General features: G+C 64.2%; 18 protein-coding genes. 8 read left to right on the plus strand and 10 right to left on the minus strand.

All coding sequences use genetic code 11. From position 1 onward, the window contains the following. Positions 1-29: 29 nt before the first annotated feature. Entirely contained in the window at positions 30-941 is a 912-nt protein-coding gene (gene hemF, locus IM733_RS19595) for an oxygen-dependent coproporphyrinogen oxidase (RefSeq protein ID WP_248918101.1), read from the plus strand. 25 nt (positions 942-966) lie between these two features. Continuing rightward, positions 967-1,791, plus strand: coding sequence for a shikimate dehydrogenase (aroE, locus tag IM733_RS19600; RefSeq protein WP_248918102.1), 825 nt, complete (start codon positions 967-969; stop codon positions 1,789-1,791). 98 nt (positions 1,792-1,889) lie between these two features. Here the strand turns inward: aroE and IM733_RS19605 are convergent, their stop codons facing one another. The 3 genes from IM733_RS19605 to betC all read right to left on the minus strand — a co-directional run bounded on the left by IM733_RS19605 (position 1,890) and on the right by betC (position 6,045). After that, positions 1,890-3,455: a SulP family inorganic anion transporter gene (locus tag IM733_RS19605; protein ID WP_248918103.1), complete on the minus strand. Its 1,566-nt coding sequence runs from the start codon at positions 3,453-3,455 to the stop codon at positions 1,890-1,892. Between the two features lie 134 nt (positions 3,456-3,589). Next, positions 3,590-4,513 (minus strand): choline ABC transporter substrate-binding protein, encoded by a 924-nt coding sequence (gene choX / locus IM733_RS19610; protein WP_248918104.1) that lies wholly within the window; start codon positions 4,511-4,513, stop codon positions 3,590-3,592. A gap of 14 nt (positions 4,514-4,527) precedes the next feature. Then, on the minus strand, positions 4,528-6,045 hold the full coding sequence (gene betC / locus IM733_RS19615) for a choline-sulfatase (protein WP_248918105.1): 1,518 nt from the start codon (positions 6,043-6,045) through the stop codon (positions 4,528-4,530). A gap of 109 nt (positions 6,046-6,154) precedes the next feature. Here betC and IM733_RS19620 point away from each other — a divergent pair, with 109 nt between their 5' ends. After that, a complete protein-coding gene (locus tag IM733_RS19620; protein WP_248918106.1) occupies positions 6,155-7,051 on the plus strand; it encodes a choline sulfate utilization transcriptional regulator in 897 nt (298 codons plus the stop codon). A 131-nt stretch (positions 7,052-7,182) separates the two neighbouring features. After that, the gene (locus tag IM733_RS19625) at positions 7,183-7,515 is read left to right on the plus strand and encodes a DOPA 4,5-dioxygenase family protein (protein WP_248918107.1); all 333 of its coding nucleotides are present in this window, start codon (positions 7,183-7,185) and stop codon (positions 7,513-7,515) included. 36 nt (positions 7,516-7,551) lie between these two features. Here IM733_RS19625 and IM733_RS19630 read toward each other — a convergent pair whose 3' ends face one another. From IM733_RS19630 to trpB, 3 genes are all read right to left on the minus strand, one after another. Continuing rightward, positions 7,552-7,857: a hypothetical protein gene (locus IM733_RS19630; protein ID WP_248918108.1), complete on the minus strand. Its 306-nt coding sequence runs from the start codon at positions 7,855-7,857 to the stop codon at positions 7,552-7,554. 128 nt (positions 7,858-7,985) lie between these two features. Continuing rightward, entirely contained in the window at positions 7,986-8,795 is an 810-nt protein-coding gene (gene trpA / locus IM733_RS19635) for a tryptophan synthase subunit alpha (RefSeq protein WP_248918109.1), read from the minus strand. Further along, positions 8,792-10,009, minus strand: coding sequence for a tryptophan synthase subunit beta (trpB, locus tag IM733_RS19640; protein WP_248918110.1), 1,218 nt, complete (start codon positions 10,007-10,009; stop codon positions 8,792-8,794). Before trpB ends, trpA begins: the two co-directional genes overlap by 4 nt. A gap of 110 nt (positions 10,010-10,119) precedes the next feature. On the opposite strand from trpB, the gene IM733_RS19645 reads away from it, so the two are divergent. Beyond that, positions 10,120-11,016 carry a LysR family transcriptional regulator gene (locus IM733_RS19645; RefSeq protein WP_248918111.1) on the plus strand — a complete coding sequence of 299 codons (897 nt, stop codon included), beginning with the start codon at positions 10,120-10,122 and terminating at the stop codon, positions 11,014-11,016. On the opposite strand, the gene IM733_RS19650 is transcribed toward IM733_RS19645, so the two are convergent. Continuing rightward, positions 11,013-11,336, minus strand: coding sequence for a DUF883 family protein (locus IM733_RS19650; RefSeq protein WP_248918112.1), 324 nt, complete (start codon positions 11,334-11,336; stop codon positions 11,013-11,015). The genes IM733_RS19645 and IM733_RS19650 overlap by 4 nt on opposite strands. 117 nt (positions 11,337-11,453) lie before the next feature. Here IM733_RS19650 and IM733_RS19655 point away from each other — a divergent pair, with 117 nt between their 5' ends. Next, positions 11,454-11,669, plus strand: coding sequence for a dodecin (locus IM733_RS19655; protein ID WP_248918113.1), 216 nt, complete (start codon positions 11,454-11,456; stop codon positions 11,667-11,669). Positions 11,670-11,772: 103 nt separating this feature from the next. Then, positions 11,773-11,994: a DUF1161 domain-containing protein gene (locus tag IM733_RS19660; RefSeq protein ID WP_213659008.1), complete on the plus strand. Its 222-nt coding sequence runs from the start codon at positions 11,773-11,775 to the stop codon at positions 11,992-11,994. 99 nt (positions 11,995-12,093) lie between these two features. Here IM733_RS19660 and IM733_RS19665 read toward each other — a convergent pair whose 3' ends face one another. Continuing rightward, positions 12,094-13,125 carry an LLM class flavin-dependent oxidoreductase gene (locus IM733_RS19665; protein WP_248918114.1) on the minus strand — a complete coding sequence of 344 codons (1,032 nt, stop codon included), beginning with the start codon at positions 13,123-13,125 and terminating at the stop codon, positions 12,094-12,096. A 163-nt stretch (positions 13,126-13,288) separates the two neighbouring features. Between IM733_RS19665 and IM733_RS19670 the strand changes: the two genes are divergently transcribed. Next, the gene (locus IM733_RS19670; RefSeq protein WP_011531499.1) at positions 13,289-13,522 is read left to right on the plus strand and encodes a DUF1161 domain-containing protein; all 234 of its coding nucleotides are present in this window, start codon (positions 13,289-13,291) and stop codon (positions 13,520-13,522) included. 130 nt (positions 13,523-13,652) lie between these two features. On the opposite strand, the gene IM733_RS19675 is transcribed toward IM733_RS19670, so the two are convergent. After that, complete coding sequence (locus IM733_RS19675; protein ID WP_248918115.1) at positions 13,653-14,066, minus strand: DUF2057 domain-containing protein; 414 nt, start codon at positions 14,064-14,066, stop codon at positions 13,653-13,655. Between the two features lie 55 nt (positions 14,067-14,121). Continuing rightward, the gene (locus IM733_RS19680; protein WP_248918116.1) at positions 14,122-14,535 is read right to left on the minus strand and encodes a hypothetical protein; all 414 of its coding nucleotides are present in this window, start codon (positions 14,533-14,535) and stop codon (positions 14,122-14,124) included. Between the last annotated feature and the right edge of the window lie 12 nt (positions 14,536-14,547).

Genomic DNA, 14,547 nt, shown 5'->3' on the forward strand with positions numbered 1-14,547 from the left:
GAATTTTCCCGCTCCTTCCAGGTGACCCGATGACCAGCCGCACCGAGGCCGTAAAAGCCTACCTGCTCGACCTGCAAGACCGCATCTGCACTGCCCTCGAAACCGAAGACGGCGGTGCCCGCTTCGTCGAGGATGCCTGGGTGCGCGATGCCGGCGGCGGCGGTCGCACACGGGTGATCGGCGAGGGCAAGGTGATCGAGAAAGGCGGGGTGAACTTCTCCCACGTGTTCGGCGCCGGCCTGCCGCCGTCGGCCAGCGCCCACCGCCCGGAACTGGCCGGCCGGGGCTTCGAAGCCCTGGGCGTGTCGCTGGTGATCCACCCGCACAATCCGCATGTGCCGACTTCCCACGCCAACGTGCGCTTCTTCATCGCCGAAAAAGAAGGCGAAGAGGCGGTGTGGTGGTTCGGCGGCGGCTTCGACCTGACCCCGTACTATGGCAACGAGGACGACTGCGTGCACTGGCACCGTGTCGCCGAGCAGGCCTGCGCGCCGTTCGGTGCGGACGTGTACCCGCGCTACAAGGCCTGGTGCGACCGCTACTTCCACCTCAAGCACCGTGGCGAGCCGCGTGGCATCGGCGGCCTGTTCTTCGACGACCTGAACGAGTGGGACTTCGACACCTGCTTCGCCTTCATGCGCGCCATCGGCGACGCCTATGTCGACGCCTACCTGCCGATCATCCAGCGCCGCAAGGGTACGCCGTACACCGCCAAGCAGCGTGAATTCCAGGAATACCGCCGTGGTCGCTACGTCGAGTTCAACCTGGTCTACGACCGTGGCACGCTGTTTGGTTTGCAGTCCGGTGGCCGCACCGAGTCGATCCTGATGTCGCTGCCGCCGCAGGTGCGCTGGGGTTACGATTGGAAGGCGGAGCCGGGCAGCGAGGAAGCGCGCCTGACCGACTACTTCCTGCAGGACCGTGACTGGCTCGCCCAGTAAGCCTGTGGATAACAGAGGAACCGCAATGGACCAGTACGTCGTATTCGGCAACCCCATCGGCCACAGCAAGTCGCCGCTGATCCACCGCCTGTTCGCCGACCAGACCGGCCAGGAGCTGGAGTACGCCACCCTGCTGGCGCCACTGGATGAGTTCAGCGACTGTGCCCGGGGCTTCTTCAAGCAAGGCCGCGGCGCCAATGTCACTGTGCCGTTCAAGGAAGAAGCCTACCGGCTGTGCGACAGCCTCACGCCGCGCGCCCAGCGTGCCGGTGCGGTGAACACCCTGACCAAGCTGGCCGACGGCACGTTGCAGGGCGACAACACCGACGGCGCCGGGCTGGTGCGTGACCTGACGGTGAATGCCGGGGTGACGCTGGCCGGCAAGCGCATCCTCATCCTCGGTGCCGGTGGCGCGGTTCGCGGTGTGCTCGAGCCGATCCTGGCGCACACGCCGCAATCGCTGGTGATCGCCAACCGTACCGTCGAGAAAGCCGAGCTGCTGGCGCGGGAGTTCGATGAACTGGGCCCGGTGGTGGCCAGTGGTTTCAGCTGGTTGCAAGAGCCGGTGGACGTGATCATCAACGCCACCTCGGCGAGCCTGTCGGGCGAGCTGCCGCCAATTGCCGACAGCCTTGTCGAGGCGGGGCGCACTGTTTGCTACGACATGATGTATGGCAAGGAGCCGACGCCATTCTGCCAATGGGCCAGCAAGCTGGGCGCAGCCAAGGTGCTGGATGGGCTGGGGATGCTGGCCGAGCAGGCGGCCGAGGCGTTCTTCATCTGGCGTGGGGTGCGCCCGGATACGGCGCCCGTTCTGGCTGAGCTGCGCCGGCAGTTGAATCGCGGCTGAGATTTCTAGCCCATCGCGGATGAATCCGCTCCTACACGTATTGCGCTCAACCAGAGTAGGGGCGGATTCATCCGCGATGGGCCGCAAAGCGGCCCCAATCACCCTTCAAATCGGATTGGGCAATACTCTGCCCCCTCCAACTTCTGCAATTCCTCGATCACCTGCGGCCTCGCCCGCTGCAACGTCAGGCTTCCGCCATTGCGCATCAACCGCCGCGCCTCGCGGTGCAACATATCCACACCCGAGTAATCGATGAAGTTCACCTGCCGCGCATCGATCACCACATGCGGCCCCTGGCAGCGCTGCAAACGCACTTGCAGGTAATGCGCCGCGCCGAAGAAAATCGAACCGCCCACCCGCAGCACATCCAACTCCCCTTCCCGGCTCTGCTGCACCCGTGGCCGAGAAGTGCGTTTGAGGTAGAAGAACAGCGACGCCAGCACCCCGGCGTAGATCGCCGTCTGCAGCTCGAGCAGCAGCGTCGCGGCCGCCGTCAGCGCCATCACCAAGCACTCAGAGCGGCTGACCCGGTACAGCGCGCGAATGCCGCGATGGTCCACCAGCCCCCAGCAGATCAGCAGGATGCTCCCCGCCATCGCCGGAATCGGCAGATGGGCGATCAGCCCGGCACCAGCGACCGCGAACAGCGCCACCCACAACGCCGAGAACACCCCGGCCAATGGCGAGCGGGCGCCCGCGTCGTAGCTGAGCCCAGAGCGGGTAAAGGAGCCGGAGGACAGGTAACCGGAAAACAATGCCCCCACGATGTTCGACAGGCCTTGGGCACGAATCTCCTGGTTGGCGTCGATCAGTTGCTCGGAACGTGCCGACAGTGAGCGGGCGATGGATAGGCTGGTGACCAGCCCAAGCATGCCGATGGCCACGGCGCCGGGCAGCAGGCGCAGGATCAGTTCCATATCGAGTAACGGCAGTGGGCTGAGCGGCGGCAATTGGCCGACAAAAGCGGGGACTCGCGGTACTTGTCCAAACACGCCAGGCAGCAGCCAGGCCACCAGGCTGACCAGCAGCAGGCTTATCAACAGGCTCGGCCAGCGCGGGCGCCAAAGTTTCAGGGCGATACCGATCACCAGCGTGGCCAGGCCCAGGGCCAGCGACGGCAGGTCTACTTCGCCGGCATGCCCAGCCAGGTCCTGCACGGTCTCAAGAGCCGTGGCCTGGCTTGGCAGGTCCAGGCCCAGCAGGTTGGGCAGTTGCCCCAGAGCGATGACGATGGCGGCACCCAGGGTGAAGCCCAGCACCACCGAATGGGAAACGAAATTGACCAGCGCACCAAAACGCAGCAGCCCCAGCAGTAGCTGGAAGACGCCACCGAGAAACGTCAACAGCAGCACCAGGGTCACGTAGTCGGCGCTGCCGGTCACCGCCAGCGGGCTGATGCTGGCGTAGAGGACAATGGAAATGGCGGCGGTGGGGCCGCAGATCAGGTGCCAGGATGAACCCCACAGGCAGGCCACCAGCACCGGCACGATGGCGGCGTACAGGCCGTACTCGGCGGGCAGGCCGGCGATCAGGGCGTAGGCGATGGACTGTGGCAGGGCGAGGATGGCGCCACCCAGGCCTACCAGCAGGTCCTGGCGCAGGCTGCGGCCCGATTGGCGGGGTAGCCAGGTGAGAAAGGGCAGCAGGTGGGTCAGGCGGGGCATGGGGTGTCCTTGATAATGCACGATCGCTGTAGGAGCGGCTTCAGCCGCGATGCAGGCAACGCGGTGTCTGGCACCCACTGCGTGGGTGATCGCGGCTGAAGCCACCCCTACCGGTGTTGTGGTCGCTTGTTAAGTCATAGTTTGGCCTTTATAGCCTCTTGTGCGTCACGGTCGGATTTGGTGGTCACTCCGGCCAGCCATCCTTCCAGTAACTGCGGATGGGCCCTTACCCAAGCCTTGGCCGCCTCATCGAAGCTCACCTTCTTGTCCACAACCTCGGCCATGATGCTGTTCTCCATTTCCAGGGTGAACGTCAGGTTGGCCAACAGCTTCGCCGCATTCGGGCACACCTGTGGATAGCCCTTGCGGGTCAGCGTGTACACATCGCCTTTGCTGCCAAACCACTTTTCGCCACCCGTGAGGTAATGCATCTTCAACTTCACGTTCATCGGGTGCGGCGTCCAGCCCAGGAAGGTGATGAACTGCTGTTTCTTCACCGCCCGGTCCACCTGGGCCAGCATCGCCTGTTCGCTGGACTCGACCAGCTTCCACTGGCCAAGCGCGAAGTCGTTCTTGTCGATGATCTCCTTCAGCGACAGGTTGGCCGGTGCGCCGGAGCCGATGCCGTAAAGCTTCTTGTCGAACGTGTCGGCGTACTTGTGCAGGTCGGCGAAGTCCTTCACGCCGGCCTCCCACACATAATCGGGCACCGCGAGGGTGAATTCAGTGCCCTCCAGGTTGCGCGCCAGCTGCTGCACGTCGCCGTTGGCGATGAACTTGTCATGAAAACCCTGCTGCGCCGGCATCCAGTTGCCGAGGAAGGCGTCCACCCGGCCATCCTTCAAGCCTCCATAGATGATCGGCACGGCCAGGCTGTCGATCTTCACCTGGTAACCCAGGCTTTCCAGGAGCAGGCGGGCTACGGCGTTGGTGCTGGCGATATCGCTCCAGCCGGGGTCGGCCAGTTTCACGGTGCTGCATTGCGCGTCGCTGTCGGCGGCGTGGGCCGTGCCCAGGCTCAGGGCCAGGGCGAACACGGCGGTGGAGAACGTCTGCATGGCGGCCTCTCTTCTCAATCCAGGGGGGCGGGCTGTGGATAACGTGCCTTGCGCTCGAGGTCGTCGAGATCGATATGGTTGCGCATGTACTGTTGGCTGGCGTCCACCCGGGGTTGGTGGTCCCAGCTGTTCAGCTTGCCGATGGCCAGTGCCTCGGCCACCAGGCGGCGACGGCGCTGGCTGGCCAGCACTTGCTGGCGCAGGTTGGGGATATCCCAGCGCTGGCGTGCTTCATCGACAAATGCCTGCAGCAGCGCCTGGTGGTCCGGGCTGCCGGTGAGGTTCTCCCGCTCGTGCGGGTCGCGGCTCAGGTCGTAGAGTAAACAGGGGTCGTCCTCGCTGTACACGAACTTGTATGCGCCGCGGCGGATCATCAACAGTGGGCCGACCGTGCCTTCGGCCATGTACTCGCCGATCACCTCGTCGTGGCCGCTGCGCCCTTGCAGGTGGCCGAGCAAGGAGCGGCCGTCCAGGTGCAGGTCCTTGTCCACAGCGCCACCGGCCAGTTCGACCAGGGTCGGCAGCAGATCGCAGGTGGAGACGCTGGCGCCGACTCGCGCCGGGGCAAAGTGCTTGGGCGCGTGGATCAGCAGCGGCACCCGCGCCGACATCTCGAACCAGTGCATCTTGTACCAGAGCCCGCGCTCGCCAAGCATGTCGCCGTGGTCGCCCGAGAACACGATCAGGGTGTCGTCGGCCAGGCCGCAGTCCTCGAGGGTTTGCAGCAGCTTGCCGATGTTGTCGTCGATGTAGCTGCAGGCGCCGAAGTAGGCACGGCGGGCGTCGCGGATCTTGTCCACGGGCAGCGGCTTGTCCCACAGGTCGTAGACCTTGAGCAGGCGTTGCGCGTGTGGGTCCTGCTGGCCCTGGGGGATCTCATCACGCGGAAGTGGGATATCCACAGCCTCGTACAGGTCCCAGTAGTGCTTGGGGATGGTGTAGGGGTCGTGCGGGTGGGTCATGGAAACGGTCAGGCAGAACGGCCGGCCATCGTCCTCGCGCACATGGTCGTAAAGGTACTGGCGCGCCTTGAACACCACTTCCTCGTCGAAATCCAGCTGGTTGGTGCGTACGCACGGCCCGGCTTGCAACACCGAGGACATATTGTGGTACCAGCTGGGGCGTTCGTCGGGGGCATCCCAATTCACCGTCCAGCCGTAGTCGGCCGGGTAGATGTCGCTGGTCAGGCGTTCTTCATAGCCATGCAGTTGGTCCGGCCCGCAGAAGTGCATCTTGCCCGACAGCGCCGTGCGGTAGCCCAGGCGGCGCAGGTAGTGGGCGTAGGTGGGGACGTCGGCGGGGAAGTCGGCGGCGTTGTCGTAGGCGCCGATGCGGCTGGGCAACTGGCCGCTGACCAGGGTGAAGCGCGAGGGCGCACACAGTGGGCTGTTGCAGTAGGCGCTGTCGAACACCACGGCCTGTTCGGCGAGGCGCACCAGGTTCGGCATCCTGATCGGCGACGGGGTGTAGATCGGCAACAGCGGCGCGGCCATCTGGTCGGCCATGATGAACAGGATGTTGGGTTGCTTCATGGTGCCCTTCCATCGTCGGTAGTTATGGTGAACGCTTGCAATCCAGCATGGTGCTGTGGATAACGTGGGTAAAGCCCACGCCGGGCAATGACTGGGATTAGCCAAGCTTATGTTTGAGCACCTTGCCGATCTGTCCCTCGATGCACTGCGTGTGTTCGAGGCCGCCGCGCGGCTGCGTGGCTTTACTGCCGCTGCCCTGGAGCTTGGCACCACGCAACCTGCGGTGAGCCAGCAGGTGAAGCGCCTGGAGGCGCAGTTGGGGACGCGGTTGTTCGACCGCATCTATCGGGGCATCGAGCTGACCGAGGCGGGCCAACTGCTGTTCGAACAGGTACATCTTGGGTTGCAAGCCATGGACGACGGTGTTGCCCTGGCCAGTGGTCGTGGGCAGCGCGAGGTGTTGCAGGTGGCCACCGATTTCGCCTTTGCCGCGTTCTGGCTGATGCCGCGCTTGCAGCGCTTTCACGAGGCCAATCCACAGGTGGATGTGAGCTTGGTGACCGGCGAGCGCAGCCAGGGGATGTTGCGCCCGGACATCGATGTGGCGGTGCTGTTTGGCGACGGGCGTTTCCATCAGGGCGAGAGTCGCTGGTTGTTCGACGAGGAGGTTTTCCCGGTCTGCAGCCCACGGCTGACTCATGGCAAACCCTTGTCAGCCGTGGCTTTGCAACGATTGCCGTTGCTGCATCTGAAGGGCGAGCAGGCCAGCCGCTGGTTCGATTGGACCGGGGTGTTTCGTGGCCTGGGTGTGGACAGCCCTCCTCCGTCCGGTCAACTGCGATTCGATAACTACACGCTGCTGATTCAGGCGGCGATTGCCGGGCAAGGGGTGGCGATTGGCTGGGCGCATCTGGTCGATGGGCTGGTCGAGCAAGGGCTGTTGTGTCGGCCAATGGAAGGCAGTTTGCGTTCGGCGCGGGGGTATTACGTGGTGCTGCCGCCGCGCAAACGGCGGGGGGCGCTGATCCAGCGGTTCGTGGATTGGCTGGAGCAGGAGCGCCTGTAGGAGCGGCTTCAGCCGCGAACACCGGAGAAGCCGGTGGCCAGGCAGTGCGTTGCCTGCTTCGCGGCTGAAGCCGCTCCTACAGGGATGGCGTAGACTTCAAGATGTTCGCATTACCGCTATCAGGAGCCATCGTGCAAAGGATCAAGGGCTACCACGCCCACGTGTACTACGACGCATCGACCATGGAGCAGGCCCGCGCGCTATGCGAGGAGGCGACGCGGTTGTTCCCCGTGACCATGGGTCGCATGCACCAGAAACCGGTCGGGCCGCACCCGGACTGGAGCTGCCAGCTGGCGTTCGGGCCGGAGGTGGTGGGGGTGGTGCTACCGTGGCTGGCGCTGTATCGCAAGGGGTTGGTGGTGTTCCTGCATCCGGAAACCGGAGATGAACTGGCGGATCACCGGGATCATGCGATCTGGATGGGGGCGATCAGGCCGCTGGATCTGTCGATCTTTGATAAGTGAAAGGGCAGCAGGTCAGTGCTGCTGCCCACCGCTACATCATTTCTTCTGTGAAAGGCTCAGTCCACCGCCTTTGGCATCTGTGTAGCGGCAGATGACAGAAGTATCAGTGGTTTTCGAGTCCGAGAGTTTCAGTGTGGCAAGGTCTACTTCTTTAGTGCCATCGTCGTCGGCATTTGGCGCGAAGCCTTTCCAGTTACCACTTTCCACGGAATAGACGTAACCGTCCAAACCATCTTCCGATCCGGCGACTTCCTTGAGGCTCTTCGTTTCTGGGCAAGTGGCGGCGAAGGTGTTGCCCACCATAAAAAGGCCAAGCAGTGCAGCGATTCCGATCTTACGCATGACAGCTATTCCTTCAGCAGATTTGGAAGCCAATCATGAAATTCGTCGGCGGTTTACGCTACTGGCAAAAATACTAGGTAAGGGCAAAAAAAGGAGCGGGTTGCCCGCTCCTTCTGCCGCGAGATGGTTCAAGTCCTTGCAGAGCGCACACCTTCAGCCAGCGCCGAGCACAGGCTCAGCACATCATTCACGGCCTGCTCGGCACCCTTGGCTTGGGCGATCTTGTCGACCAGCGCCGAGCCCACCACCACGCCATCGGCCAGGCGGGCGATAGCCGCAGCCTGCTCCGGCGTACGAATGCCGAAACCAACGCTGATCGGCAGGTCGGTATGCCGACGCAGGCGCGCAATCGCTTCGGTCACATGCTCGGTGGTCGCCGAGCCCGCACCGGTCACGCCGGCCACCGACACGTAGTAGACGAACCCGGAGCTGCGCTCCAGCACGCGCGGCAGGCGCGCGTCGTCGGTGGTCGGGGTGGTCAGGCGGATGAAGTCGATGCCGGCGGCCTGGGCCGGGGTAGCCAGCTCGGCGTCGTGCTCCGGCGGCAGGTCGACGATGATCAGGCCATCGACACCAGCTTCCTTGGCTTCGGCGACGAACTTCTCCACGCCGAAGCGGTGGATCGGGTTGTAGTAACCCATCAGCACGATCGGGGTGGTTTGGTTATCCTCACGGAATTCACGCACCATTTTCAGGGTCTTGGCCAGGGTCTGGCCGGCTTCCAGGGCACGCAGGGTGGCCAGCTGGATGGCCACGCCGTCGGCCATCGGGTCGGTGAACGGCATGCCCAGCTCGATCACGTCGGCGCCAGCCTCAGGCAGGCCCTTGAGGATCTGCAGCGAGGCGTCGTAGCCCGGATCACCGGCGGTGACGAAGGTGACCAGTGCCGAGCGGCCTTCGGCCTTGAGTTCGGCGAAGCGTTGTTCGAGACGGCTCATGCCTGTTTCTCCTGGGCGGCCATGTGGTTCATCACGGTTTGCATGTCCTTGTCGCCGCGACCGGACAGGCAGATCACCATCAGGTGGTCCTTGGGCAGCTTCGGCGCGCGCTTGATCGCTTCGGCCAGGGCGTGGGCGCTTTCCAGCGCCGGGATGATGCCTTCCAGGCGGCAGGTGGCGTGGAAGGCGTCGAGGGCTTCGTCGTCGGTGATGCTGACGTACTCCACGCGCTTCACTTCGTGCAGGTAGGCGTGCTCCGGGCCGATGCCGGGGTAGTCCAGGCCCGCGGAGATCGAGTGGGCGTCGGTGATCTGGCCGTCGTCGTCCTGCAGCAGGTAGGTGCGGTTGCCGTGCAACACGCCCGGTACGCCGCCGTTGAGGCTGGCGGCGTGCTTGTCGGTGTGCACGCCGTGGCCGCCGGCCTCGACGCCGATGATCTGCACGCTGGCATCATCGAGGAAGTCGTGGAACAGGCCCATGGCGTTGGAGCCGCCGCCGACGCAGGCGATCAGGCTGTCGGGCAGGCGCCCTTCCTTCTCTTGCAACTGGGCGCGGGTTTCCTTGCCGATGATCGACTGGAAGTCGCGGACCATCGCCGGATATGGGTGGGGACCTGCCACGGTGCCGATCAGGTAGAAGGTGTCGTCGACGTTGGTGACCCAGTCGCGCAGGGCCTCGTTCATGGCGTCCTTGAGGGTGCCGGTACCGGCGGTGACCGGGACGATCTCGGCGCCCAGCAGCTTCATGCGGAACACGTTGGCCTGCTGGCGCTCGATGTCGGTGGCGCCCATGTAGATCACGCAGGGCAGGCCGAAGCGCGCGGCGACGGTGGCGGTGGCCACGCCGTGCATGCCGGCGCCGGTTTCGGCGATCAGGCGTTTCTTGCCCATGCGCTTGGCCAGCAGCACCTGGCCGATGCAGTTGTTCACCTTGTGCGCGCCGGTGTGGTTGAGCTCTTCACGCTTGAAGAAGATCTTCGCGCCGCCGCAGTGCTCGGTCAGGCGCTCGGCGAAGTACAGCGGGTTGGGGCGGCCGATGTAGTCACGCTGGAAGTAGGCGAGTTCTTCGAGGAACTTGGGGTCGGCCTTGGCGGCTTCGTATTCGCGGGCCAGGTCGAGCACCAGGGGCATCAGGGTTTCGGCCACGTAGCGGCCGCCGAATGAGCCGAACAGGCCGTTGGCATCGGGGCCGGCGCGGTAGTGGGTCTGGGTCATGGGGCGCTCCAGGGCGTATTGGATGAGTGATGGGCTTTACTCTAACCACGACGCGGGCGGCTGAAAACCGATAAGATTGCGCGAACCTGTCAGGAAAACTCACAAGTCAAATGGCCCATGACCTTCCTCCCCTCAATGCCTTGCGGGCCTTCGAGGCGACCGCCCGGCTCAATAGCGTCAGCCAGGCGGCCGAAGCGCTTCATGTTACCCACGGTGCCGTCAGCCGGCAGATCAAGGTGCTCGAAGCGCATTTGGGCGTGGTCTTGTTCGTCAAGGACGGGCGTGGCGTCAAACTCACAGATGCCGGCATGCGTCTGCGCGATGCCAGCGCCGAGGCCTTCGATCGCTTGCGCAGCGTCTGCGCCGAGCTTTCCCGCGATTCTGGCGAAGCCCCCTTCGTGCTCGGCTGTTCCGGCAGCCTGTTGGCACGTTGGTTCATCCCGCGCCTGGGACGCTTGAAAGCCGATCTGCCGGAATTGCGCCTGCATTTGTCGGCGGGCGAAGGCGATCTCGACCCACGCCGTCCAGGGTTGGACGCATTGCTGGTTTATGCCGAACCACCTTGGCCGGCGGACATGCAGGTGCACGTGCTCGTCGAAGAACGGATCGGCCCGGTGATGAGCCCGCACTTCGAAGGCTTCGATCGTTTGAAGGCCGCGCCAGCCGTGGCTTTGCAACGAGAGGCGGTGCTTCACACGACCTCTCGTCCTCAGGCTTGGCCGACCTGGGCGCAGCAGCATGGCATCGAGCCCGGCGCGCTGAGTTACGGCCAGGCATTCGAGCATTTGTACTACCTGTTGGAGGCGGCAGTGGCGGGGCTTGGCGTGGCCATCGCGCCACAACCGCTGGTGGCGGACGACCTGAAAGCCGGACGGCTGGCCGCGCCGTGGGGGTTCTCCCCCACCCGCGCGGCGCTGGCCTTGTGGGTACCTCGGCGCGCCGCGGACGGGCGCGCCGAACAGCTGGCGCAGTGGCTGCGCCGAGAGCTGCAGCAGCAGGCAGGCTAGTCGCGACGGCACATCAGGTAGGCGGCCAGCAGGCCCAAGGCGCCGATGGCTACGCCAGCCGTGGTCCAGGGGTGTTGCTGGGCGTAGTCGCGGGTGGCGACGCCGGTCTGGCGGGTGCGGGTCTTCACTTCCGAGTAGGCATCGCTGAGCAGGCTGCGCGAGTGCTTGAGGGCGTTCTCGGCATTGCCGCGCAACGCCTTCATGGTCTTGTGGGACTCTTCCGAAGCATCGTGCTTGAGGTGCTCCAGCGTCTTGAGCAGGCTCTCGATCTCCGCTTCCATGCTTTCCAGCGAGGCTTTGCGCAGCGAGTTGTGGGCCATGGTGACTCTCCTTCGCGAGTGTGGGCTGTAAGGTTTGCGACTGCGCAGGCCGGCGAAAGTGCGATCGGATTTTGCACTGCTAGGCTCAGTTGACACTTCATCGTTAGGAGAACACTGATGTCCGATCATCACACCTACAAGAAGATCGAGCTGGTCGGGTCCTCGTCCACCAGCATCGAAGAAGCGATCAACAATGCCCTGGCCGAGGCCGGCAAGAGCATCAAGCACCTGGAGTGGTTCGAGGTGGTCGATACGCGTGGGCATATCCGCGACAGCAAGGCCGCGCACTTCCAGGTGACGCTCAAGGTCGGGTTCCGCATCGCCAACAGCTGAAGGGAAGTTGGGCTAGGCTTGCCCGGCCGTATCGGGTAGTTAAGGTTCCAGGGCGCGGGCTTCGCGCCCTTTTCGTCTTTGATCTATACAAGGAAAGCGATCGATGAAGAAGTTGATGCTGGCTGTAGGGCTGATGGTGTTGGCCGGTGGCGCGATGGCGGCAGGCAAGCCGTGCGAGGAGCTCAAGGCGGAGATTGCAGCGAAGCTGGATGCCAAGGGTGTGAAGGGTTACACACTGGAGATCGTCAAGAAGGGCGAGCCGGCGGGCAAGGTGGTTGGCACCTGCGAGGCTGGGCGCAAGGAGATTGTCTACCGGCGTGGTTGATGCGGTGGATGCTTCGCGGCTAAAGCGCTCCTACAACGACACTGCCGTCTGGAGGAACGGCTTTAGCCGCGAAGCAAGCGACGCGGTGAGTAGCACCGGCTACGCTGGTGTTCGCGGCTGAAGCCGCTCCTGCACCTTCAGGGCCTGTGCCATCAGCTCATAGGACCTGACCCGGTCGGCATGCTCATACAGGTCACTGGTGAAGATCAGCTCATCCGCGCCGGTCTGCTCCAGCAGCACCTCCACCTTGGCCCGCACTTTCTGGGGGCTGCCGATCATCGCCAGCCCCAGGAAACTGCTCACCGCATCTCGTTCGTGAGGTAGCCACAGGCCGTTCATGCTTTCGACTGGCGGGCGCTGTATCAGGCTCTGGCCACGGATCAGCGCGAGGATGCGCTGGTACACCGAGGTCGCCAGGTACTCGGCCTTCTCGTCGGTCTCGGCCACCACCATTGGGATCCCAAGCATGACGTAGGGCTTGTCCAACGTCGTCGAGGGCTTGAAATGGTCGCGGTAGATGCGGATGGCTTCGTGCATGTAGCGCGGCGCGAAGTGCGAAGCGAAGGCATAGGGCATGCCGCGCATGCCAGCAAGCTGGGCACTGAACAGGCTGGAGCCGAGCAGCCACATAGGCACTTCGGTGTCGTGGCCGGGCACTGCGATGACTTTCTGGTCGTCGGTACGCGGCCCGAGGTAACGCGACAGTTCTTCCACATCGTCCGGGAAGTCATCGGCGCTGCCGGAGCGTTCGCGGCGCAGGGCACGGGCGGTCATCTGGTCGGAACCGGGCGCACGGCCCAGGCCCAGGTCGATGCGGCCAGGGTACAGGCTGGCCAGGGTGCCGAATTGCTCGGCGATCACCAGCGGCGCATGGTTGGGCAGCATCACGCCACCGGAGCCGATGCGAATGGTCGAGGTGCCACCGGCCAGGTAGCCGATCAGCACGGCGGTGGCGGAGCTGGCGATGCCGTCCATGTTGTGGTGTTCGGCCACCCAGAAGCGGTGGTAACCGAAGCGCTCGGCATGTTGCGCCAGGTCCAGCGAGTTGCGCAGCGACTGCGCCGGGCCGCCGTCGGCGCGCACGGGCACCAGGTCGAGGGTGGAAATCTTCAGGTCTCGCAGGTGCGTCATCGGAGCCTCCGCAATCAGTGGTTGGCCAGGGGCCTTTGGGACTTTGTATGGGCACATTCGAAGGATTCAATGCCTGCGTGCATATGCCCCGAGGCGCAACGGCGGCGGTTTCCTGTAGTCTAACCAGCGTTGGCAGCGTGTCTGCCCTGTCAGGAGCCGTTCCATGATCCGCGTAGCAATCGCCGTGTTGGCATCCCTGCTGGCCACGGCCGCACTGGCCGCGCCCAAGCCGTGCGAAGAACTGAAGGCCGAGATCGAGGCGAAGATCCAGGCGCGCGGGGTCACCTCCTACACACTGGAGATCGTGCCCAACAGCGAGGTCAGCGACCCGAACATGGTCGTGGGCAGTTGTGATGGCGGGACGAAGAAGATCATCTACCAGAAGAACGACCGGTAAGATCAGCGATCTTGCCGTGCCCCCAGCAGGAGCGGCTTCAGCCGCGAACACCGACATGGCCGGTGCCAGGACCGAGTAGCCTGTATCGCGGCTGAAGCCGCTCCTACGAGGGCCAGGCGAGGCCACATTGCTATGGAATACAGAACACTTCGCTGGGTTCGTTCACCACCACGTTGCGACTGGCGTCGTACAGCAACACCTGCGGCTGCATCACCGGTGCCCGCGCTTCCAACCGGTAGCGTTCGCCGGCCTTGAAGTCGTTGAAGCGCACGGTGAGGTAGCAGGTGCGTTCGCTGGGGTCTGTGGTGAACAAGCCTGAGGTGACTTCGAAGTCGAAACGCACCACCAGTTCGTGCTTGCCGGGCGTCACCTGGAAGTAGCGACCGTCATCCAGGCGCTTGCCATCTAGTCGGTCGGCCATGATGGTGCGGCCAGGGGTGATGGTGTAGAGGTCGACCCAGGCCTTGGACGGGTCGACCGGTGGCAAGGGGCTGGCGCAGGCCCCCAGTGCGCTGATGGCGAACAGCATCATGGGCTGGCGCATGGCGAAACTCCCGCTCGCGGTTCACAGCAAACAAGCATAGCGCCATTTGCGGGGTTCAGCTGCGTTGGCAACCTGCCGGTTCGCCTTGGCCGAGCAGTTTCTGCTGCTGGTCGTAGAGCTTGATCCAGGGGCGGAAGCCAATGCTGCCCGCCTGCATCTGATAGCGCTGGCCGGCGGCGAAGTCCTTGAACGTCAGGTTGAGTTGGCAATCGCGCCACAGCGGCTCGTCCACCGCGCCGATGTTGCTGGGCGCCACGGGGAACTGGTAGCGCACGGTCAGCTCATGATTGCCGGGCTGCACTTCGAAGTAGCGGGTGTCGGCCCAGTCGCGTTCGTCCACCTGCACCGCGTGCAGCGAATCGTTGTTGCCAGGGGCCAGGTCGATCCAGGCCTGTTTCGGGTCTGGGTCTGGCAATGTGGAACAGCCTGAAAGCAGCACGAGCGTGCTGGCGGCAAACAAAGTACGCATGGCGAAGCTTCC

The organism is Pseudomonas entomophila, assembly GCF_023277925.1.
In the GTDB taxonomy this organism is placed as follows: Bacteria; Pseudomonadota; Gammaproteobacteria; order Pseudomonadales; family Pseudomonadaceae; genus Aquipseudomonas; species Aquipseudomonas entomophila_D.